Below are 22,919 nucleotides of genomic sequence, written 5' to 3'. Positions count from 1 at the left end.
CTGCCCACGCTTGCGGTTGTCCACTATCGCTTGCTCTTCCACTGACAAGACCAGGGAAACCGTGCCGTTGGAGTTCCAGCGCAGCCCGTCCCGCAAGCTCTTGGAAGTATTTGTCATCAACGGGCTCACCGTCGGTTTCAAATCGACCTTTTTCGAAGCTATAGCTGACATGGTTTAACTCCTTCGCGACATCCGGCACCAACTGACGGACATTATGGTAGGAAGTCTTCAGCAGCTCCAGCAAATTATGCGCGTCATCACCCGGTACCCAGGTAATCGGCCGAATGGCGTCATTGATCTTGGCGTTGGGCTGGTAACTATCCGGGTCCATCTGCCGTGCATGCGGCATCAAGTGTTGGGTCATGCCTTCTTTCAGGGCTGACGACAGCATTTGTTCGGTACGACGGACCAAGGCCGCTTCAGACAAACCAGCCGGGTCGCCAATGAACACTTTGCCATTGGCGGCGGCATAGGAAGCCACCGCCGCATAGAGCTTACCGCCCCCGCTGATGCCCTTGGTCAGTGACGAGGCATCGATCCAGACTTCGCCGGTTTGGTTTTCGATAATCCAGGCTTCTTTCCGGTCAGCCATGGTCATTTTCCAGACCTGGGCAATCTTCTGCTCGTCGCGCTCGGCTTTGGAATAGGCTTTTTGATCCACAACGACACTCAGGCCAGGGTCAATCTCAGCGGCAATGTCGGCTAGGTCGAAGCTTTGCGGACGCGGAAAACGAAACAGTTCATCCGCCTGCGCCAACAACTTCCACGCCATCGCCATCCGTTGGGCTGGGCCATCCTTCCGGCTCGTGGCAAGGGGCTTGCCGTCAGTCCTGCCTGTGTCCTTCCCTGCTGTCGGCGCCTCTGTCACATAGCGCCGTGCGCTGCCCAGCAACGCCACTATGTCGTTGTCCGTCCATTGCCGCACAAAACCGTACCGGCGAATTAGATTGCGGATGGCTGTCACAATACGGGGCCAGAACGCTTGCTTGGTCAGACTGGCCCGCAGTGCCATATCGGCCAGCACTTCCTCCACGGCCAGAAACTTGTCATAGCCGTAACGGTCCACCAGACCGTCTGCTGCTTCACGCACATTGCCGTGTCCACGGTAGATGCTCGCCAGCAGCGGGTTCAATTGTTTGCCAAACAAACCACGCAAGCCGGCATGGCCCAGAACTTCATGTACCAATACATGCAGGGCACGCGGGGTATCGGCCAAGCGATCCGCCACCAGATAAACCGCATTGGCTTTCTGGTCAAAGAAGCCTTCGACATCGCCCTCGGCATTTTGCGAACGCAGCTTATCGAGATACCGGACCGGTAAGTCCTGTACTGATTGAACGATGGTGATGTGAGGCGCGTTCTTCCATCTGGCAATCAGGGGGGCGAATTGCTTGCGCAGGAGAGTGGCATCGCTACCTTCACTGCCTGGTCGGTGTGCATCGCTACGCGAAAAGACTATCGGGCCGGCTTCCGCAGGCTGTTCGGTTGTCGCTTCGGTCGCTGCTTGCGGGTCAGCCGCTTCGCCCTTGCCGGAAAGCAGGCTTTCCACTTCATTCAGGCGGTCTTTTTTCTGGGTCAGTTCGCCCTGCTTGGCAAAGGGCTTATCCAACTGGCCCGCCAATTGCGCCAAGGTGTCTTGCGCATGCTTTACTTCGTCATCGACCTTTTGCACATTGTGTTCGGTATCCGCCGTTAACAATTGCTTGGTGACTGCGGAAAGCAGATTTCTGACATAACTACTGGCAAACTCTGTCCGGCGTTCATAGTCTCCCGTCTTCACCGCCAAGGTGCGCCCATCGGGACCGACAACCGCCAAGACCATCCGCACATGGTTTTCTTCCCACGCGCTGCTCTGAATATCCATTTCCAACGGCAATCCCAATACCTTGCCGACAACTTCGGTGGCACTCACCTTTAATTCGGACAGTAAGGCATTCCCTTTCATGGCAATGTGACGCGCCGCTTCCAGTCTGGTGTGATAGGTTTGGCCGTCCATTTCCATGACGATGGCAGCATCGTCCCCTATCCCCTGGTCCATCAGTTCGTCGAACTTGGCACGGTTGGTGACTTTCTCACCCGCCACCCTCACCGAATAGCGGGCTTTCTCATTGCCAGCCTGCTGTTTGCTCACCGCGTTTTGGAAAGCCTGCTCTGCTTCGAATCGGTCGCTATAGCTTTTGCCCTCTATGGTGAGTTCACGCTCTGCCGCCCACTGCTCCGCCAGTTGCTGGGCCGCTGCATAGGCTTGGCCGTCCGCACGGATCTGCTTTATCTTCTGCGGTGCCTTATCTATGGTGCGCTGGGCTGCATCGCGGCTATCGCGCAAGCCAGATTGGCGGCGGTTATGCGCTTTGCGCAAACGTTCAAGCTTGTCGATTTCTGAACTGATCTGTACCCGTTCGAGCAACATCGGGTCGCCCGACGCCACCGCGGCAATCTCAGCCATGCCCAAGGCGTCAGAATCATCGAAGTCCATCGAGAAACTACCGTCGTACTTGCGAATGCCATTGATGGCCTTGAGCTTGGTTGCGTTCAAGGCCCACATCTTGGCGTCCATGGTCCGCTCGGTCACATACGCAAGAATCTCCACGGCAAAGTCCGGGCCGTACTTGTCGTACAGCTTGTTACCCTGCCGGATGATGCGGCCTTCACGTTGCTCGATGTCCGATGGCTTCCACGTCACATCGACATGGTGCAAGGCCACCAAGCGGTCCTGTACGTTGGTGCCGGCGCCCATACGCGGGGTAGAGCCCAGCAGTATCCGCACTCTGCCGACCTTTACCTCATCAAACAGCGCCTGTTTGTCGGCATCGTTGTTGGCTTCCTGAATAAAGCGGATTTCTCGGGCAGGCACACCCAAGGCCACCAGGTTGTCCTTGATCTGCTGGTAGGCATTCCAGCCGCCAACTTGCGCCCGTCGTATTTCCTCCATTTCTGCGGGGTCATACTTCTCCAAGGCATCATTGACGGACTGATACGCGCCTTCATCGCCTGCCGCAATCGCCCGCTCGCGCTTGGCCACCAGTTCGTCGTAGGTCTTGATCTGTTGGCCGTCTCCCTTGCCCTTCGGAATGGAACGGTCCAGGAAAATAAGCTGGGTGCCTTTGTCCTGATTCGAAGCCTGATAGATACGGAAGGTTTCTTCACTGACCCGCTGTAGCTTGCCGCCTTCTTCCTTACTACTGAGGCTGGCATCGACTACCCGCGCATCGAGCGACAGCTTGCGTGCGCGGTCCATCAAACGCAGACGTTCAGCATTGCGCTTATTGGGGTCTTTGATGTCGGCCAGTCCATTAAAGCCGTTCAACACCTCATTGAGGATGGCAACCTGTGCAGCGGAGGGCTGCACCACAATGCTTTGGCGTTCCCCACCTTTTACCTTGGGCACGGGAAAGGCTTGGCCCTTGTTGTCTTTGCTGAACCACTGCTGGATGTCTTCCAGGCTGACGGCATCGGTAAAGCTGTAATACAGCTCCATCAGGCCGCGCATATTGGACCAGCTACGGCCCAGGCGATTGACTTCGACCAGCCGGCCCGCCTCGTCAGGCTCAAACGCGCTCGCCGTTTCCACGAATTGATTACGCCAGGCGTCAAAGTGGGCGATACCGAACTCGTTCAATTCCTGCTCAGCCAGATAGCGCATCACGGTGTACATCTCGACGACGCTATTGCTGATCGGCGTACCGGTCATAAAGGTAACGGTGCCGGTCGGACTGTCGCGCAACACACGCACCTTGTTGTACAGGTCTACCGCTTTGCCGCTACCGGCCTTGTTGCCCATGCCCTTGACGCCCGTCATGCGCGATGAGTAGAACAGATTCTTGAATTCGTGGGCTTCGTCCACGGTCAAATCGTCAACGCCCATTTGCTCGAACGTCAGTAATTTGTCGCGCCGACGATGCATGATGCCTTCCATACGCGTGGTCAGCTTGTCGCGTAGCCGCTCAGCCTCCTTGACGTTGAAGGACTTGCGGTGGCCGCTGTAACCATCCTCTGTGGCTTGGGCTTCTGCCTCCTTGATGGCCGCTTCAGCTTCTCTGAGTTCGGCCTCCAGATAGCGTTGCTCGGTATCGGGATCAATCCCGATAAAGCCAAACGAGCTATGCGCCACAATCACAATGTCCCAATCGCCGGTCGCAATCTTGGCGAACAAGCGGCGGCGGCGTTTGGATTCGAAATCCTTCTTGCTGGCCGCCAGTACCTTGGCGCCGGGATACAGCCGATAGGTATCGGCAGCGAACTGCTCGATCATGTGGTTGGGCACCACGATCATGGGCTTATTCGACAAACCCATGCGGCGGCGCTCCATGGCGCGGGCAATGGCGGTAAAGGTTTTACCGGCACCCACGCAGTGGTCCAGCAACATGAAGCGTTCGGAGATACCGCGCCATACCGCGTTCTTCTGGTGGCGGCGTAAGGTAATGATGGCGTCAGGCACCTTACCGGGCAGCATCAAATGACTACCATCGTGCTGCTTAGCCACGCGGGTATTGAAGCGATCATTGAACAACTGGACCAATTCACGCCGGCGCTCGGCGTCCTTGAAAATCCATTCCTCAAACTCAGCTTTGATCTCAGCGGCCTTGGCTAGCGCCGCGTCGGTCTTTTCCTGATTCAGCTTGCGCGATTCCTTCTTGCTGGCAGGCGGGTCATAGACCTTGATACTGTTGCCATTCAGCAGCTCGTTAACGATCTGCGGTGCCGACAAGCCTTCAGTATTCCACTCACTGGCGGGATTGATTGCCGCATCCACGCTGAAACTATTGGTCAGCTTGGAATAACGTACCTTGGCGGCTTGACCGGATAAGTGCGAGACAAACTCGCCATAGATTTCCGGCGGCACCCAGGTGGAGCCGATAAAGGCCACCACGTTTTCCGAGCCCCAGGGTTCGGGCTGTACGGCTTCCAATGCCTTGACGTTGGCTTGCATCCCCAAGGTTTGGGCGGCGCGTAGCTTGCGTTTCACTTCCCCAGTCAGGTAGGCATCGCGGGTTTCCCATCGCCGCGTTTCCGGGTCCATGAAAACCAATGGTGTCGCGCCCTCCTGTAAATTGGCAATGGCAGCTTCTTCCGACATACCAAGCAATGCCGCTACCCGCGCCATGTCTACCTTGCCCGATTCGGCCAGCGATACAACCAGGGCATCTGCCGGGGTAGCCGCTGATTTGACCGGTTCATACTTAGGGATGGCGCGTTGCTTGAGAATGGTTGCAGGCTGCGCACTGGCCGCACGAGGCGATTCACCCAGTTTCTCTGCACGGCCTTTGCTCAACGGGGGTTGATACTGCTGCTCCAACGCCAGTACCAATGCCCCATCGGGCATATCATTGAGGTACTTGGCATTGCTCGGTAGATTGACCAAGCCATGTTGTGCCACGTAGTCGCGATATAACGCAGCCAGCTTCTTGCGGTTGCTTTCCAATTGCTTGCTGGATTCGTCCTTGGCTTCCATCGACAATTGCTGCTTGAGCGCATCGCGCAGGCCCACGAGCAACTTCAAACGCTCAAAGCCGGTTTCACCAAGACGTAGTCCAGCGGGAATCTCCGCCTCATTGTCGAATACTTCCCGGTCGTAGAGATTGCGGTTGGTGGGCTTGCCGTTTTTGATCTCCTTGAGGGCCTTGCCCGCTTCATCGAGCTTGGGCACCGTCCGATACCATTTACCTTGTGCATTCATCAGCAATTGGTCAGACCAGGGGGAATCGGCATTCAATGGCAGCTTGGCCAGTTCCCAATCGCCGCTGGGGGTTTCACGCTCGATGATCCGCTGTAGCTGTCCGTCCAGACTCAGCTCAACGTGGCCATACTCATGCCCCGCCAGCGCAATCACCAACGCATCGGTCATGGTCTTGTGACGTGCCAGGCTGTTAGCGATGGCATCCGGCTTTTGCAGCATCACATCTCGCGGCAGCTTGGCGATGCGTTCCTGCAAGAGGGCGGCCATATCTGCCCCCTTGTCGATCCGCACGGTCACGTCGTTCTGAAAGTTTTGCTTGCCCGAGCGGTCCAGGGTGCCGACGATCATGTCGGGCTGTTGTGCAAAGTAGCGATTGACGGTGATGGGTTCGCCACCCAATGGGTCTGCAACAGGGGTGGTGTCCACCCAATCCGGCACTAAGCCAGCCAACCGTTTCCGTGCATCCTCAGCCGTTTCGCCTGGCAGGCTATTGCCCTGCCATTTACCGCTGCGGGTATCGCGTGCGGCAAACGCATCGGCCATTTCCGCTGCTTCTGCCTCGTTCAAACGCTGCAAGAAAATGATGTCGGTCACAACATCAGTACGAGCATTCTCTTTGAACGCGGTTTGCGGCAGGCGGATCGCCCCCAGCAAGCGGGCCTGTTGTGCCAATGCGGCGCGGGAACTGCCGTCATGCGCATCCATCAGGTAGCGGGATACCACCATGATCTGCAAGCCACCAGGGCGCACGGCAGCCATGCTGCCCCGGAAGAACTGGTTGTGAATGGTCGCGCCGTTCAATTCAGGACGGAACCGGAAGTTCAACTTGTCTTTGCCAAACGGGGGATTGCCAATAGCGAGGTCGAACTCCCCTTCGGTGAACGGCACCTTCTGAAACCCGGTATGCAGGATGGTTTCGCGGGGATATAGCGCCTGCGCAATCCGGGCGGTCAGGCTATCGTACTCAACGCCCACAAACCGGGTTGCCCCGGCCAGGGCGTCGGGTATCAGACCAAGAAAATTACCGGTACCGACACTCGGCTCCAGGGCTAAGCCGCCCTTGAAGCCCAGTTGCGCGGCTGCTGCCCACATGGCACTGACGACGGTTTCTGATGTGTAATGGGCGTTCCGGGTAGATGAACGTGCCGCTGCCAATTCATCCTTGGTCAGCAACTCGGCCAGTTCTGTGCCTTTTTGCTCCCAACCGGCTTTGAAATTGCCATCGGGATCGGCAAAGGCATTGGCTAACCCCCCCCAGCCCACGTAACGGGCCAAGGTACGCTGCTCGTCCGACGTGGCACGGCGTCGTTCCTGCTCCAACGCCCTGACGACGCGGATAGCCGCCAGGTTGTCCCGGAACTTCTCCGCTTCCCCACCTTTGCCCAGCTTCACCTCATCGGTGATACGGAAATTGCCTAGCGGGATTTGCGGCGTTTCAACGGGATCGGCTAATCGTGATTGCGCATCATGTGCTGGTACTCGCGCTCTTTTTCCGCCAGTTCGATTTCCTCCCAGTCCAGCAGGTCCGCGCCCGGTTCCGGCTTCAGCAGGATGTAGTTCGCCAGCGCGACTTCCTCGGCTTCGTGCTTCTGCCAGCCCTGTTCCATCAGACTGACGACTTCCTGATGGGCTTGTATCGCTGCGATCTGCAACGACTCCGCGAGCATCCCCTCGGCTTTCAGTTCGGCTACCTTCTGCGGTAGAAACGTGTACCAGTGTTCCCTGGCCATCTGCTGATACCTCATTCGACTCATTACTGTCCTCCGGCTGTTTTCGTTGCTGCGGTTGCTGACGTGCCTTGGTCGAAGGCGGCTTAGCCGCTTCTGCGGCTGGCTGCTCGATCGGCGCTGGTAGTTTATCCAGCGGGGCAGCAGGTTCGCTAGCCTCAATCGCTGCCGTTTCATCCGCCTCCGCCTCGACTGGCGCGGGCTCAGCCGTTTTTTTTACAGGCAGGGCGGGTTTTGGGTGAATCTCGTAGACGGTAACGTGCTTACCGTTGGGCGCGAGCTTCTCCACCGCGACGGGCGCGTGCGTATCGGTCAGCTTTTTCTTGTCAATGAAAGCGGTTGCACGTTCCACCGTCGTGAACCATTTGACTGGCTGTTCTTTCGGCGTGGCTTTCTCAACTGGGCTCGGTACGACTTCCGCTTTTTTATCGGCGTGCTTAAACAGGTCCGCTTGCCGCGCACTCTTTGCCCGCTTTTGTTGCTCGTTTCTCACCTCGCGCATGCCGGCAGCCAGCATGGTCGTCCAGCCCTGGGTACGTTTAGCCTGTTCTTGGATATAACTGGCCCGTTCCGCCAATTCGGCATCGCTCATATCAAGCGGCTTGGCGACAGGCAAAGGCTTCTTACGCGGTGCCTTGGCTGGCGGGGTTTGGCGCAATGGTTCGATGTCAGCAGTGGTTGCGATCTCACCGGGGGCGACATCACGAGGGGAAGAACTCGCGTCCGTGGTCGCCTCAACACCTTGCGGACTTTCCTCGTAGTGGGCAGGGCTGGATTGCTTCTGGCCAAGCTGTGCCAAAGCTACATCGCTTTCCTGCCAAGCTTGCTGGGCGCGGGCCAACGCGGGGGCACTGTTGGCTTGGTATTGCGCCAATGCGTCGCCTTGCAGCGTGCTGGCGCGTTCCTGAATCTTGCCAATGACACGCAATGCACCTTCGCGGCGCTGAGTATGCGCGGCGATTTCATTCGCTACTTGTTCATTCGGCGCGACATCGGCCATCTGCTCACTGGCAACGCCGAACTGGTTGGCGTACAGCGTGCCGGACCTATCGGGCAAGGCGCGCACTTCACGCGGTACCGGGATGGCCACGCCATCGGGGGTGACATTGAATTGCGGTGCCGGCGGTGCATCCTGGCGCTCGGGCGTCAGCGTTGCCTCATTGGCTGGGAGATATTCTCCACCGGGCTGATAGAGGGCGGGTAGCTGTGCTGTTTCTGTGATGGGGTTGGCTGCCGGCGCGATGGCAGGCGCGGGGTTGCGGTTGAGCGCTGGCATGCCGGCTTGCTCAAACGGCTTGCCCAGTACATGCGTACCGCCGCCCATGAGCCCGCCAACGGCCGCGCCCGATAAGGCAGCCGGCCCAACGCCGCGCCATGCGTCCTTGCTCGGGTCGATATGGTCCCGCTCTGCCGCATTCTGGATGTACTGCTCTGCACCAGACTGTAGAAACTCCTGCCCCGCTTCCTTACCGATATCCATCGCCGCCGACTTGGCCAAGCCCATCGCACCTTGGCTGGCCAGCGCAGAAGCCGGCTTGCCCGTAACGCGATTGAACACCGAACCCAGCGCGCCCCCCCCGGTCAGGATGCCGATACCCCCGGTAGCCAGCATCGTATTGCGCAGCACCTGATTCGCGGTTTCGTCTGCTACCGCTTGGCGAGCCGCCAGTGGGTCGCGGGTTTGCTGTAGGTTGGCGCGGTAAGTCGGGTTTTGCAGCAACGCCTCTTCCGGCGTCGCGGTCAGGTCCATGATCTTGGCGTGAGTCTGCTCGGCATTGACCAAGGCGGCTTGGCCACCCTCGGCCACACCCATACCGATTGCACCTGGAGCAGCCAACAAAGCCTTCTGCGCCAATGTGGCGCTACCTGCCTCGGCAGCCGCTTGCGCACCTTTGGTTACTGCCAACCGACCCAATCCCGACTTGGCCGCCAGACCGACAATCCCACCGACGGGGGCTGTTGCAACCATACCCGGCACGCTACGCGACGCGGCCATCAGGGTGGATTGCAGCGGGGTATCACCCAGTGCGTAGTCATCGGTAACGATGGGATTATTCGCCACGGAACGGCCTGCGCCGGTCATGTCGTCTGCCCAATAGCGCTGGGCTGTCTGGCCCGCATCGCGGATTGCGCCACCTAAGCCATCAGCACCGAGCTTTTGCAGGCCATAGCCGGCAGCCGCCACCAAATCGCCGGCACCGGCAGCAGCCGATTTGACGTAGTCCATGCCACTCGCCTTGGGCGTGTAACCAGTGGCTGCCATGTACTGCTGGGGCGTCATCGTTCCCGCGAAGTCGCGGTTATAGATACCCACCATGATGGTCTGGTCATCAAGCTGGGCAAGCTGGGGATTTTGGGCGCGGATTTGTTCGAGGGTGCGGGGCTGAGCCATGAGCGGGGAACCGGTGACAATCAAGGCTAGGATTGTCTAGGTCGTTCCCGGTGATTATGCTTTGAATCTCTGCTTGCAACCCAAAGAGACAGTCACCGCTTGGCTAATTCTGCCCTTTGATGTTTGCAAGTATGAAAGTCTCCTTTTCAGAAGGCTGTTTGGATTATAGATTTCCAACCAATTTCAGCACGTCCCCCACCACAAAAGCACCTTCAATCGGGTTACTCTCAAACACCATCATGTAGTGGTATCTGTAGCCCGTTTCGTGCGCGATTTGATTGGCCTGATACTCCCAAGTTTTTCCAAGTTTCAGTTTGTCTTTTGAATTGGAGTTGTCTCGGTCATCGCCTTTGGTTTCGATGATTACGATGTTCTTGCTGGCTGTCAGCACAACGAAGTCAGGATAATGGTGGATAAAGCCATTGATGCAAAAGCCTTTGCTTCGCTCAAGATTGCTATGCCACCACACCACGTTTTCAAGCTGAGCCACTTTTCCAATGACAGACGACTCTAGCCCATTCATGCCGCGCTCGGTGACGTACAGGCTTTTGATAATGGCAGGGGCGTTGTCGCTGGGGGCTATGGTTGCCGATAACGAAAAATTCGGCTGCAATTTCACCCTCTGGGTTGTCAGCCAGTTGTTGAACTCCTTGGCAGCAAACTCGTTTGCCAATCCCTGAATCTTGTCCTTGATGGCCTTCACGTAGGCATAGTCACGTTCAAGACAGTCTGCACGTTGCTCGGCACTCATCACCTCCACTATGCGCGTAAGGTACTTCCTGATGTCGTTGTCTTCGATAGGGTAGAAGGTGTTCTTGCCAATCAGGCTAAACAAACGCCCTACGATAGATGTCACCTGTCCCGGTAGAGACTGGCTTTTGATGATGTGATTGAGCTTTTCTTTTTCAGCCTTCTTGACAACCTTGAAGGCGGGGGCACTTTCACCTTTTCCAATCTCTTCCGCATCGACGGAATACACATCTGAGTCAATGGCAGAAAAATTAACCGTGGCATCCAAATTGGAGAGTACAAAATCCGTCAGCAAATTTTCTTTGGCTAGTTTGTGCCATTCATCGCTGGTTTCAAAAAAGCCGCCTTCCGATGGCAGCTTCAAGAAAAACTGAGGCAGCTGAATGGCCTGCGCCGACGCTTCAAACATCGGTTTCATTTTGTGTTCGTTCATGTTTGCCTTCAATTCATCTGGGCAACGGTCTCCATCAGTTTGTGCGGCCTGTGCCTCAAACGCCCGAGCTTCACGCATGGCTTGCGCTTTGATGTTTTCTACGCCTGCCGTATCCATCTCGGGGGCTTCGTCGGCTGCTGGGTCACTACTGCCAGAGCTTTCTGCGTGTTGCAGGGCCACTACTTCCCAGTTCGGATTGAGCTTGGTGACGTCCACCATCACTTCGTTTGTATCTGTGACTTGGTCTGTTGGCCGCGGGCTTTCGGTGGTCAACAAGTCACCTTGTGGAGAACTGGTAGAACCTGTGTCCGCTGCCACTGGCAATGCAGATAAATCCACTTCGCGGTAGTCCCGCTTTGAAAAGCCCGCTTTATTCAACCCTGCTACCACTTGGCTCAACGTGTTCTGAAAGTGGCTGGATGCCGTGAACACATAACTCAGGTTGAGCAATTCGTGGCTGTGCTTGCGTTGGTAGGGCATGCGCAGCACACGTCCCAGAATCTGTGTCACGTCCACCACGGACGATTTATTCGCCAACGTTGCTAGAACATAGGCAAATGGGCAGTCCCAACCTTCTTTCAAAGCATTGACCGTGATGATGTAGCGCACCGGACAATGCCGATCCAGCAAGTCCGCATTTTTCAACTCGTTGACATTGGCCGTCTTGATGGCGATGTGTTCGGGCGGGATATTAAGGTCAAGCAATACTTGTTTGACTTTTTCAAACGTGGTGTTGTCATCCTTGCTTTTGGGCTCAGCCTGGAACAACACAATCGGGCGGATGTAACCACCGCCGTCAGCCTCGGCCTTGTCGGCCAACACTTCCAACTGGCGGCGCATGTTCAGCGCGGCCATGATGACATCCTCTTGACTGCGCTGGTTAGCCACAATCACGGGTAGCTTCACCATGTTCTGCTTCTTCAACCGTAGTGCGTCCACATAGCTGATGATGTTGCTGTTGTCGCGTGGCGTGGCTGTCAGATCAAAAATGAAGCTGGGGTTCAGGTTGCACAGCATGTCTACAGACAAGGTGCTTTCTGCGTTGTGGCTTTCGTCCACCACCACCACGGGGTTCAACGTGCGAATCACGTTGATCAGGGCAGATTTATCGTATTCGGGCAGCAACACCGCGTCGTGGGTGGTATCTGTCAAGAACGAAGCCAGGTAGCCGTTTTCCTGATACGCCTTGCGGTTTTCTTTGTTGGTGGCTTTGAGCGAGTCAAACGACATCACCACAACGGACAACTGCTCGCGCACCGTGTCTGCATTAAAGCCCGCACCCTGCAATACGTCAGTCTTCTCATACACCTGCACACGGCCTTGAAATAAGTCATTCAGACGCTGACGGTAGGGGTGGTCAATGTTGGCAAGGTTCTTAACCGTTTGTTCCAGAATGGTGAGAGACGGCACTAACCAGACGACAAACTTTGGACGACTCGGGTTGTACTCAGCAAAGGCAGTGAACACGCGCTCCAAGGCGTTGACGGCAATAAATGTCTTACCGCCTGCCGTGGGGACTTTCACGCACACATGGGGCACTTCCTGCACATTGTTTTTGTAGGCTTGGTTTAACACACCACGGTTTTTCCAGTAGGTGGTGAAGGCTTTACCCAGGTGGCCTTTGCAGTCCAGCAGCGTTTGCAGGTAAGTGCTCAGGTCGTTAAGCACATCGGCTTGATAGTCTTTGAGTTCCATATTTTCTTTGGCCGATGTGATTAGAAGCGGGTAATGTCACGCGGGATGCGTTTGAACGTGATGCCGTGCTTGATCAGAAAATCCGCATCTAGTGCGCACTTGTCGGCATAGATCACAAAATGTTCGGGGCGCTTGCCACCGTTATTGAGCAATGCCTTGATGTTCAGGCTGGCGAGGAAATCCAAGTTCAGTGTGGTCACGCGTTCGCGTTCGTAATAAAACAGCCACAGCACAGTGGCACTTGTTCCAAGTGCGTAGCGGCTCACGGGGCTGTCGGCGCCGCACTTCGACGCAGCGGGGATGCTCTCCGTGTAGGCCACATATTCACGGATGGCTTTTTCGCCCACATCTTCATTCAGGTTCTTGTCGTCCTTGAACAAAGCCGCACCCACGGTGTAGTAGTCAAAACCGCCACCTGTGCCAGTCACAATTTTCGCGCCTTCGCTATACCCACTTATTGCACGGCGCACCCGCTCTGAAGTGGTGTCTTCTGCATAGTCCATCATTTCACAAAGAATGAAACGGCGGTTCCCGCCATCTTCCGCATTGAGTTTTAAGACCGCATGTGCAGTAGTTCCAGACCCAGCAAAAGAATCGAGGATGATGGAGTTCTTGCTAGTAGCCAAGCGAAGAATTTTCTCAATCAGCAGTATTGGTTTTTTCCCACTAGGAAATTGAATGCCCCCTTCTTTGGTTAAATTGTTAAGTGGAAATCCATCCCAATATGTTCCTGTCTTCTCAAGCTTTACGATTCTTTGTCCTCGCTTAACGGCAGTATCCTTGAGCCAAATTACTCTGCGGATAGTTGGGCTGATGTAATAGTGTTGAACTGTCGTACCTTTATCGCGACCTGAGCGAGGAACATACTCAGCGACAAGAAGTTCATCGTCTGCAAGCGTTACAAACTCATCCATTATTCTTGTTCGTATGCTTGTTTGTGCGTTGGTGTCAGAAAATATCCAGTTGAAATTCTCTATATATGCAACCTCACGGTCTATGCCTTTTCTTACAAGTGCATTGACGGTCGTTCTTTTAATGCTTTTGTATTTCTTGATTTTGATTTCTTCGCCAGCACCATCTAGCACTACTCGCTCTTCAACAAAGTCACCTTTGTCTAAAAGTACACTTGTGTACTTCCAGCTTTTTCCTTCCGACTCCATCTCGTCAATGATTTCAAATAAATCTTCCTCATCGTAAACGTCGTTAAATCTTTCAAAGCCACCTTTGCCTGTCCTGTCTCGCGTATATATCAAAATATTTTCGATGTTTTTCTTCAGTCTTTTATCTTCGCCGCCTCCAGATGCTCCTGCTGTCAGTTTCATCTTGACGCAGATTTCATTAATGTATGAGTCTCGGCCAAAAATTTCGTCCAATAACACCTTTGCATAATGAAGCTCATCGTCGTTCAGATGCAGAAATAGAACCCCATTTTTTGCTAATAATCTATGCAGCATTTTTAAACGCGGGTACATCATGCACAACCACTTGTCATGACGGCTTAAATCTTCGCCTTCTTTGCCCACCACTTGCCCTAGCCATTTCTTGATCTTGGGATCGTTTACTGCGTCGTTGTAAACCCAGCCTTCATTTCCGGTGTTGTAGGGCGGGTCGATGTAGATGCAATTCACTTTGCCTTCAAACTCAGGAAGCAGGCTTTTCAGTGCCTCCAAGTTGTCGCCATGAATGATGCGATTGGCGGTGGAGTTGGCGGGGGTGCCTTGATTTGCGGTAAACGTATATTCCTTGTTCAACAAGCGAAACGGTACGTCGTGGTGGTGGTTGACTACCTTGTCTTTTCCTACCCAGTGAAGTGTTGGCATTTATTTATCGATTGCTTGAATGGTTGCTGTCATGTTTTCAGAGCAGGTGTCTGCTTGGCTGAACTTAAATGGGTTGGGCTGGCTATTGACCGTCATTGTGAATTCCCTTTGTTGCGTACCGCGCCCCGCAATTCCAGCATCAACCGAGTTTTCTCAAGCTCTTTTTGCAGAACCTCAGCGTCAGGCAACACGGTTTTGTAATTTGCCGCCATGATCTTGTTGGGCAGTCCATCCAGTGCGTACCGCGCCAGAGCATGACCTTTGTCTGCGCACAGAATCAAGCCAACAGGCGGATTTTCATCGGGCAGTGTCCAATTCTCTTTGGCGTAGTTGCAGTACATGTGCATCTGTCCGACATCGGCATGGGTAAGGCTGCTGAGTTTCAAGTCGATGATGACCAAGCAGCGCAAACGGCGGTGAAAGAAAAGCAGGTCGACGCGATACCAAGTCTGGTCGATGCGCAGGCGACGTTGTCGGCCTACAAATGTGAAGTCGCTACCGAGTTCAAGTAGGAAGTCTTCAAGGCGGTGAATCAAAGCTTCTTCAAGCTCGCTTTCAGAATACTCATCCTTGAGGTTCAAGAACTCCAGCACATAAGGGTCTTTGACAGCTTCGTCCGGGCTTATTACGTCTTCTGGTTTAGCCACTGCACCCTTGGTCAGCATGGCCGCTTTGTTTTTGGACAGGGCAGTGCGCTCGTAAAACTGGCTTCCGATCTGGCGGTCAAGTTGACGCACACTCCAGCCACCGCGTAGGGCTTCGACTTCGTAGAACTGTCGAGCATGGTCGTCTTTGACCGATAACAGCCGCACGTAGGAAGACCACGGTAAGGTGAAGACTTGCGTTAACTTGGCAAGCGTCAATTTCGCTGACGCTGTCTCGGAAATTTTGTTATCCAATTCGCCGCCAGAAATCCGAGACAGCGTCTCGGAAATCGCAGTCGTGGGATACGCCAAGAAAAAGCGGCGCATGTTCTCCAGGTTGTCTGGGCTAAAACCACGTCCGAACTGCTGCGTCAAGTCCAGCGACAGTCGTTCAATCAACTGCTCCCCGTATCCTGCGCGGCGCTTGCCTTTTTGCTCGGCTTCTACAATGCGACGACCAATTTCCCAATAACTGGCTGTCATCAAAGCATTGACGTTGCGAGCGGCGGCTTGCCGTGCGGCATTGAGCAGTTCAACAATGCCGCTACGAACGTCAATGTAACCAACGGGTACTGTGGGCGCTTTTTGTTCAACGACGCTACGGCGTGGTTTTGGCGGGGCGGCCTTGCTCATGGCTTGCTCCCCCTAGTTTTCGTCAGCAACGTATCCGCTTCACTTGTCAGCGCCAACAAAGATTTTTGCGCGTTGTCCGGTTTCACAGCAGTCGTCGTGGCGTTCAATAGCGCAGTCAACTCGGTGATAAGTCGCTCAAGCTCACGGTAGCGGTACAACTGCTCTGCGGAAACCAATGCTCCAACGGGCTTGCCGTGTCGCGTGATGACGATCTCTTCTCCGGCCTGTACATCGTCCAAATGCTTGGACAAGCCAGTACGCACTTCGAAGAAGGGCATGAGTTCGTCAGTTGAGAATTTCATGGCTTTGATTGTCGTTTATGGTGTGCAAAATTTAGCACATATTTTACGTCACAATGATCATTCTGGTAAGACTTCCAAAGATCTCATGGTCTGCTTAAAACATTAAGGCATGGGTATCGCACGCTAATGGTGCAGTTTGACTTACGTGCTGCAATGTCGCGGCGCGGCAATTGCTACGACATTGCGCCGATGGGGAGTTTTTCAGCGTGGGAAGGCAGTTCCAGTCTCTGCGTAAGGTCCGTTAATAGGCCGGCAGCCGCGACAGCGCAATCAACTCAGCTCCCATTCCACGTGTTGCCTCTACTGCCCGTTGCTGTTGCAAAGCATGAATCTGCCTGAACGTCGTCATATCTGACCTACCCACGGCTTTATCCTTCAGCACAGCTAGCTGTTGGTCAGTCAAGGCCGCGAGTTGGGCTGCGGTCGATTTCTGATTGGCTGTCGCCGGTGCCGCCTTGGGTACGCTGACGGGTGCGGGCGTGGTACTCGCAACCGGTTTGGCCGGGTTGCTGGCTTGGCCCGGCAGCCCTGTTGATGCCGCACGTTGCGTGGGCGCTTGGGCAAAGTCCCCCCGCCCAGCCAGCGCTGCCAACTGCTGTGGGTCTTCCTTCGCTGTTTGATTGCCCCCCGGCCCGGTCAACGCAATGGTGCCCGCTGCCGGGTTCTTCATATTCACCGCTGCCGGTGTCTTGAGTACGCCCATGCCGTCGGGCGTTGGGGTTTCGAAGTTCACGATCTTGTAATCGGGTGATTGGATATCGAGCCCACCATTCAACGCCAAGTAGCTGGCATACAGTTGCCGCCCCTTCTCACCAGCACGTTCTTCCGCACTTAGCCGGTTGTACTGGCCCGCCAAGTCGCGTTGCTTCTGAATCGCCTGGCGTCGGTCATTGAATTCAGTGGTCGCCATGTTCAGTCGTGCGCCATCCAATGCCAGCGCTTTGCGCTTGATGTCCTTCTCAAAGTCGAACGATTTACGCTGCAAGTCCATCTGCTGGTTGGCGCGGTGATTGGATTGCCAAGCGCCGAAAGCCATGGCGGCCGCTTCCGGTCCCTGCATCTGGCCGAACAGATACATCACCTGGTCGGCAGGGAGTTGTTGCTCATCGATGAGCTTGCCATCCCGTAGGCGCTTGACCACGGCCCCGCCGTCTTGCTGGCGTGTGACTTGGTACTTCAGGTTGTCGTGGATATCGTTGTCGAGGAAGTTGGCCAATACCGACGTGTCACCCTGCTGGTAGGCGTCAAAGGCTTTGCGTGCCCGTAGGCTATGTTCCTTTTCATAACGCTGGCTGGCCATATCCCGCACGCGCTCGGCTTCTTCGATCTTGCCATGAGATTCAAACACCATGGCGCGGTCTTCCAGTGCAGCAAGCTGGTCTTCCAGCGATACCGTTGCCTTACGCGGCTTTGCATCAGGGACACGGGCTTTGGCGCTGCCGTCGGCATTTTGCCAACCCGCCAACCCCTTGCTGGCCGTTGGAATCGGACCGGGAGCCGGGTCTTTCGCACCCAAGCGGATGGCTTCAGCATCCCAATCAGTGCCTGTGCCCAGGTCCAGGCCATTGGCCGCGATAGTGGCTGGCTGGGGCGTAGTGAGACTCTCTGCAACCCGACTGGCACTAGCGGCTTGGTTGGCTTGGTCTATCGGTTGTTGCTCGGCGTATTGTTCCTGTTGTGCCCGTATTTCCGCCCGTTGCTTGGCGGTTTGGGTGCCTTTGAGGTCTTCTTGCAGCGCATCTGCTTCGCGGTCGCGTTTGAGTTGGCGGCCAAGCTGGTAGCCATTCATCAAGCCATTGCTGATGGCCGACAGGCCATTGATACCGATATGCATGGTGTATTGCCTTCCTAAAACAGTTTTTTGATGGCCTTGAAGGGCGCTTTGACGAGCTTGGCAGCGGTACTGTCGTCGAATGCCCGTCCCGCATTGGTGAAGTCGCCGGTCAACAATTCGCCCCCCACCCGCAGTGTGCTGCCCACACCGAATTTGTCGTCTTTGCCGCCGATCTTGGGTGCCCAACGCTGGTTGATGTCCTGCTCGAAGTTCTTGCCGGTCAGCAAATCCTTGTAGTACTGGTTGCCCTCACGCCGATAGCCGCCACGCTTGGCTTCGCGTTCATTGATGATGGCCGCAGCGGCCAAGGCGGTCCACGGGTTGAGTAAAGCCGAGCCCCCCGCCGTTGCGCCAGCACTGCTGGTGGCCGCCGAACCACCCGCCACGGCAGAGCCGGCACCACCTTCGCCCGCCATAAGATGCTGCAACAACTGCGGGTCCAGTCCCTGTTGCTGGGGCTTCTGCTGGGCCTGCATGGCGCGGTTGCGCGCATCCTGCAAGCGCGCCAGATCCGCGTTTTGCTGCTGCAAGCCCAGGCTGGCCCAATCCTGCATGGCGTTGGGTTGCATCGTGGGGAGTGCCAACCCTTGGGTATAGATTTCCATCATTTGCCCCCAAACTTGAAGCCGTTGCCGGCCCATGCGCCGCCAATATTGCCGATCATCCCCATCAGCCCATTCGAGCCGGCCTGGTTCATCTGCCATGCGGCCAACTGGTTTTGATACTGCTGGCTCAGGCCATTCATGGCGCTGGTGTTGCCACCCATCGCGCCGCTAAAGCCCTGCCCCATGATGGCGTTGTTGTTGCTCACCTGGCTGGCCGCCCCTTGTAGGGCGCCTTGGCCCGATGTCCCCATCCCGGTGCCAACGCTAAAGGTCTGCGTGGCAGTGCCCGGCAAGCCACGCCCCAGGCTGGCGGCGTCCTTACGCAGCATCAGGCCGGTTTTCATGACATCGCGCCGGGTATTCGTTTCAGCGGCAGACGTGGCCAGTGCCCGGTTCAGCAACAGGTCATTCATTGCTGCGCCAGCACGGCCGCTATTGGGATTGACGCCCATCCGTCCATTGGAGCGGGCTTGGGCCGCCAGGGCATTGTCAAACTGCTTGCCGACCGTGGCGACGGATGCCGCCGACTCGCTGGCTTGTCGGCCTGCGCTGTCGTACTGCATCGCCTCCTTGGCGACTTGCTGCTCGATGGGCCTGAAGGTGCTGGTGTAGTCCGACCATTGCTCACGCGCCCGTTCGCTGTTGAACTTTGAATCGGCCAGTTGCTGGTCGGCAAAGTTGCGGCTGTAGGTGTCGATCTCTGCCTGGCGTGGTTGTTGGGCTTCCCACTCCTGGCGACTGAACGCCAGCCAATCCTTGCCAAGCTTGGCGTTTTCCATCGCGGCTTGGCCAATAGCCGGGTCGGGGCTGGGGGCTTTGCCGCCTTTCTTGCATTCGGCTACAGGGCCGGCGTAGTCGTAGCCGGCCTGTTCGAGCACAGCCCCGCTGGCCATGTCGATCACGGCGTAGGTAGTAATGAACATAAGTGTCATCCTTGTATTAATCGGCATTCCTCGCGCAGCATGCCCAGCACGAGTAAATCCTCGCCCCCTGGCAGTGCACGCCTGATCACACCTTCGTGCTTGAAACCCAGCTTCAAATCAAAGGCCAGTGCGCGCTGATTGTTGGCCGGCACCAGCCCCGTCACCCGTTGCTTACCCGCCGTCACAAAGGGGTAATAGAAACTGGCCACCAGGAATTGCCGGGTCATGGCGTAGGGACTGGCTGCCGCAACATGCAGGTTCACATCGCATTCGCTGAAGCGCTCATACACGGTACCGGCAATCAGGGCATTGCCCTGCACCAGACCGATAGCGCGGTAATCATCGAATGGGGTGATACCAATGCGCTCGCACACCCAGCGCATCACGCGGGTATCGTCGCCATAGAGTAGGGTTTTACGCGGCATGGGCATCCTGTTTGTGGCTACAAAACGCCATCATGCAGCGCGTTCCCGGTCATGGAGCCGGTGTGGGTGCCGGTTCTGGCATCGGCTCACGGGTTTCGGACCTCGACACCAAGGGCTGTGCAGGCCACTGAATGGCTTCCAGCGCTTCGAGTGTCGTTGCCCGTTCAATTGCATCCTTCAACGGCCTGGAAATCATGTGCTGCGCCAGTCGGTGTTCACCTTCCGCCATCGCCCACGCGGATTCGAGTGCCATCAGCTTGTCTGCGGTCATCGGGATTTCACTGTTATTCAGCGCTCGCCAACTGAAACCGGCAGGGAATGCATAGCCATCACGCGCCATACCGGCCAGACGGGCGATGTTCTGGGCGGCTTCCTCATCACCCTCGTATTCCACCCCTTCGAAACTGAACTGGTTGAACTTGGCAATCGCGCTGGCCCGTGCCGCATTGATTTGCGCGGTCTTTCGTTGCTTCGCTACCATCAGGGCGTCTGCCGGTCCCGGCTCGCTGATGTACTCGCCACCCATCAAGAGTGGGTGATTGACCAGCAATGCCTGCTCAAAACCTTGTGCAAGCAGGGTCGGTGCCTCCAACTCTGCGGGCTCCGCCTGCCAGGATTCCGCATCCTCGCCGATGGCGGCTGCGCCAGGGCTCTCCCAGCTATACAGTTGCAAGGTGGTCAAGACCTTGCCCTCACGGTAACGCACGGTAAAGCCGCGCACGGTGTGATAGGCGAGGGTTTTCTGTTCAACGGTCAGGGTCTTCAGGATGGGCATGATCAGTGGTCGTCTACGTTCACGGTGTTTTCGACATTGAGGCTGAGGGTATGACTGCTTGTTGGGCCGCCGGCCAGTCGCAGATTGATGGTCACGATCGCTGATGCACTGCCGCTTACGAACGTACCCACGGCGGCTGTAGTGATAGCTTGAAGGAGGCAGGAACGAGATACGCCCAGCGACATCCAGCTTGTGGCATCGTTGATGATGGTGGCGGTCGTATTGCTGGTCTTGCGGAGATGGTTGATCACAAACTGCACTTCGCAGCCTGCGCCGACGTTGGCGCTTGGGGCGACGTTGTTCCAGTTACCGCTTTTGGGCTGGGTGCCCGACAGGCGCCAGGTGCCATCGCTGTTGATGTAAATACCAACGACACCGGTTACACCGCCAAAACGCACGAAGTGTTGGTCGCTCTGATAGTTCGGCATGGCCCAAGGCGGCTGCGAGATGCTAGGCGGTAGCGCCTGCGTCTTGCGCAGCTTGTCCAGCTTCATCAAGCTGCCGGCACGCAAGGTGCCCGTTCCAGCCACCATGCCTTGCAGTATTTGGAACAGGCCGCTGCGACCTGCCGTCACCACGGTGATATCAAATACGTGCGGGCAATCCGTAATCGGGCTGGCCATCGTGGCATATCGCCAGATAGCGTAGAAGCGCCCATCAATCGTGGACTGCACGCTATTGGGTATCTGCAGATAGGTTGAAGTGTTCGTGACCGTATGGGCCACCGAACGCATGGCACTGCCTTCGGGTGCCTTGGCCATGATCTCAATACCACTAGCGGTGGGACTGGCCACCCATAAGGTGCCGGTAATGCGGTAAACCGAATTGGGTTCCAGGGCAAAGTAGAACCCTTCTGCCGCCGTGGTGCGGACCTCCATGGCCAGATCGGCATGCAGTGCCACATGGTCGATTTCTGCGCCCAAGCCCTTCACTTCGACCGCCATGCCGTTGCCCGTTGTGGACAAATCCACACTACCGGCTGCCGACAAGGCCCGGATGAACTGCCGGTTATTGGCTTCGTCATACTCGCCAACCAGCAATGCGCCATTGGCCGGTGCCGAACTGATGATGTTCTGTATCCAGGGGGCGCTGTTTGAGTTCGCGACAAAGAAACGCTTGTTCGGGTCGCCCCGCTTGTGAATGACGAGCCCAAGATGGGGGTCCATCGTCATGCCGACGGCGGTCAGGGCATCATTGGCGAAGAACTGGTTGCGGTTGCTGCCGTTGATGGCATCCACACCGGACAACGCGCCGCTCCAAGCGGTGACAACGTTGCCTTCCTGTACCTGCACGTGGTCGAAATCGACCATGCCCGACGCACCCACCTGCTTGCACAGGAACAAACGCCCATTGGCTTCAACGGACGCGCCCCAGGTGATCCGATACACATAACGCTGCCAGTGAAGCGTCAGTGTGGGATTCTCCAACACATCGGTGCTGATGGGATGCGTATTCCAACGGCGCATTTCCATTTCGTAGCCGGGAGTCAATCCGCCCGACGCCCGTGCATAGAAACTGATGGTGTAGGTCTTGTAGGGTTGCCAGCCTTGGGCACAGGCAAATTCGCGGTAGAGGCCCTTGCCTGATGTATCGCTGGCACTCCAGGCAATCCGCTGGTACTTGCCGCCATCGACGCCCCCCGCGAGCACGGAATAAGTTACCGGCTCCACACCTTGGCCGGCGTTGTTATAGATGATCCACCCCTCCGCCAAATAAGGATCGGTGGCATGCTGCTCAAAGCTCGAATTCACACACAGATTGGCCCCGCCGACCTTGCCGGTAAAATTATCGGCATTGGCCCCGACGGTGGCATTGTCCTGCGGGCGGCCTGCGCCCGAGACATGACCCCATTGTTGTTGGGTATTGAGCACCGCACTGGCAGCAAAGTACTCGCGCAAACTGGGTTCGCTGCCATCCACCAGGTTGACCATCGGGCGGCCCATGAGCTGGTGTGCATCCTTATCAGCGTAATACTGGTAGGCGCGATGGAATACATTGCCGTTACCGGGCGCAAAGCACCAGTTCTTGCCGTTCACAACCTTCTCACCGGTATTGCAGTCCCACATTCCTGCCGATTCATGGGTATTGCCCACGGATCCGGCAGGATAGATATAGCCCACGCATAGATACCATTGGCCGAGCTTCAAACCACCCGATGACGCAAAGTAGGGATTGGCGTTGCTATTCTGGGTATTGAGGTCGCACACATTGTAGGTTCCCCAATACGCCTGCCCATTGCCGCGAATACGGTAGACCGGCAGCACAAAGCGGTAGGTCTTGGTCG

At 56.2% G+C, this 22,919-nt stretch carries 11 protein-coding genes; all 11 read right to left on the bottom strand.

Going from position 1 to position 22,919, the window contains the following annotated elements:
- The coding region (locus CSQ89_RS13395; RefSeq protein WP_099406652.1) for a hypothetical protein at positions 1 to 9,796 on the bottom strand (9,796 nt) is incomplete at its 3' end.
- 163 nt (positions 9,797 to 9,959) lie between these two features.
- Positions 9,960 to 12,674 carry a DEAD/DEAH box helicase gene (locus tag CSQ89_RS13390; protein ID WP_099406651.1) on the bottom strand — a complete coding sequence of 905 codons (2,715 nt, stop codon included), beginning with the start codon at positions 12,672 to 12,674 and terminating at the stop codon, positions 9,960 to 9,962.
- A gap of 20 nt (positions 12,675 to 12,694) precedes the next feature.
- Positions 12,695 to 14,494, bottom strand: a complete 1,800-nt coding sequence (locus tag CSQ89_RS13385) for a site-specific DNA-methyltransferase (RefSeq protein WP_099406650.1) — start codon at positions 14,492 to 14,494, stop codon at positions 12,695 to 12,697.
- A 92-nt stretch (positions 14,495 to 14,586) separates the two neighbouring features.
- Positions 14,587 to 15,771 carry a PDDEXK nuclease domain-containing protein gene (locus CSQ89_RS13380; RefSeq protein WP_099406649.1) on the bottom strand — a complete coding sequence of 395 codons (1,185 nt, stop codon included), beginning with the start codon at positions 15,769 to 15,771 and terminating at the stop codon, positions 14,587 to 14,589.
- Positions 15,768 to 16,073, bottom strand: coding sequence for a type II toxin-antitoxin system Phd/YefM family antitoxin (locus CSQ89_RS13375; protein ID WP_099406648.1), 306 nt, complete (start codon positions 16,071 to 16,073; stop codon positions 15,768 to 15,770). Before CSQ89_RS13375 ends, CSQ89_RS13380 begins: the two co-directional genes overlap by 4 nt.
- 241 nt (positions 16,074 to 16,314) lie before the next feature.
- On the bottom strand, positions 16,315 to 17,907 hold the full coding sequence (locus CSQ89_RS13370; protein WP_099406647.1) for a hypothetical protein: 1,593 nt from the start codon (positions 17,905 to 17,907) through the stop codon (positions 16,315 to 16,317).
- Positions 17,908 to 17,921: 14 nt separating this feature from the next.
- A complete protein-coding gene (locus CSQ89_RS13365; protein ID WP_143747075.1) occupies positions 17,922 to 18,515 on the bottom strand; it encodes a hypothetical protein in 594 nt (197 codons plus the stop codon).
- Positions 18,512 to 19,435, bottom strand: coding sequence for a hypothetical protein (locus CSQ89_RS13360; RefSeq protein ID WP_099406645.1), 924 nt, complete (start codon positions 19,433 to 19,435; stop codon positions 18,512 to 18,514). Before CSQ89_RS13360 ends, CSQ89_RS13365 begins: the two co-directional genes overlap by 4 nt.
- A gap of 5 nt (positions 19,436 to 19,440) precedes the next feature.
- Positions 19,441 to 19,860, bottom strand: a complete 420-nt coding sequence (locus CSQ89_RS13355) for a GNAT family N-acetyltransferase (protein ID WP_099406653.1) — start codon at positions 19,858 to 19,860, stop codon at positions 19,441 to 19,443.
- A gap of 49 nt (positions 19,861 to 19,909) precedes the next feature.
- Positions 19,910 to 20,635, bottom strand: coding sequence for a DUF4376 domain-containing protein (locus tag CSQ89_RS13350; protein ID WP_099406644.1), 726 nt, complete (start codon positions 20,633 to 20,635; stop codon positions 19,910 to 19,912).
- 2 nt (positions 20,636 to 20,637) lie between these two features.
- The coding region (locus tag CSQ89_RS22490; RefSeq protein WP_158228994.1) for a hypothetical protein at positions 20,638 to 22,919 on the bottom strand (2,282 nt) is incomplete at its 5' end.

Origin of the sequence: Chitinimonas sp. BJB300 (assembly GCF_002735695.1) — a bacterium.
GTDB lineage: Bacteria > Pseudomonadota > Gammaproteobacteria > Burkholderiales > Chitinimonadaceae > Chitinimonas.
The sequence above is the reverse complement of the archived record's forward strand: the minus strand, read 5'-3'. Positions and strand labels throughout refer to the sequence as shown.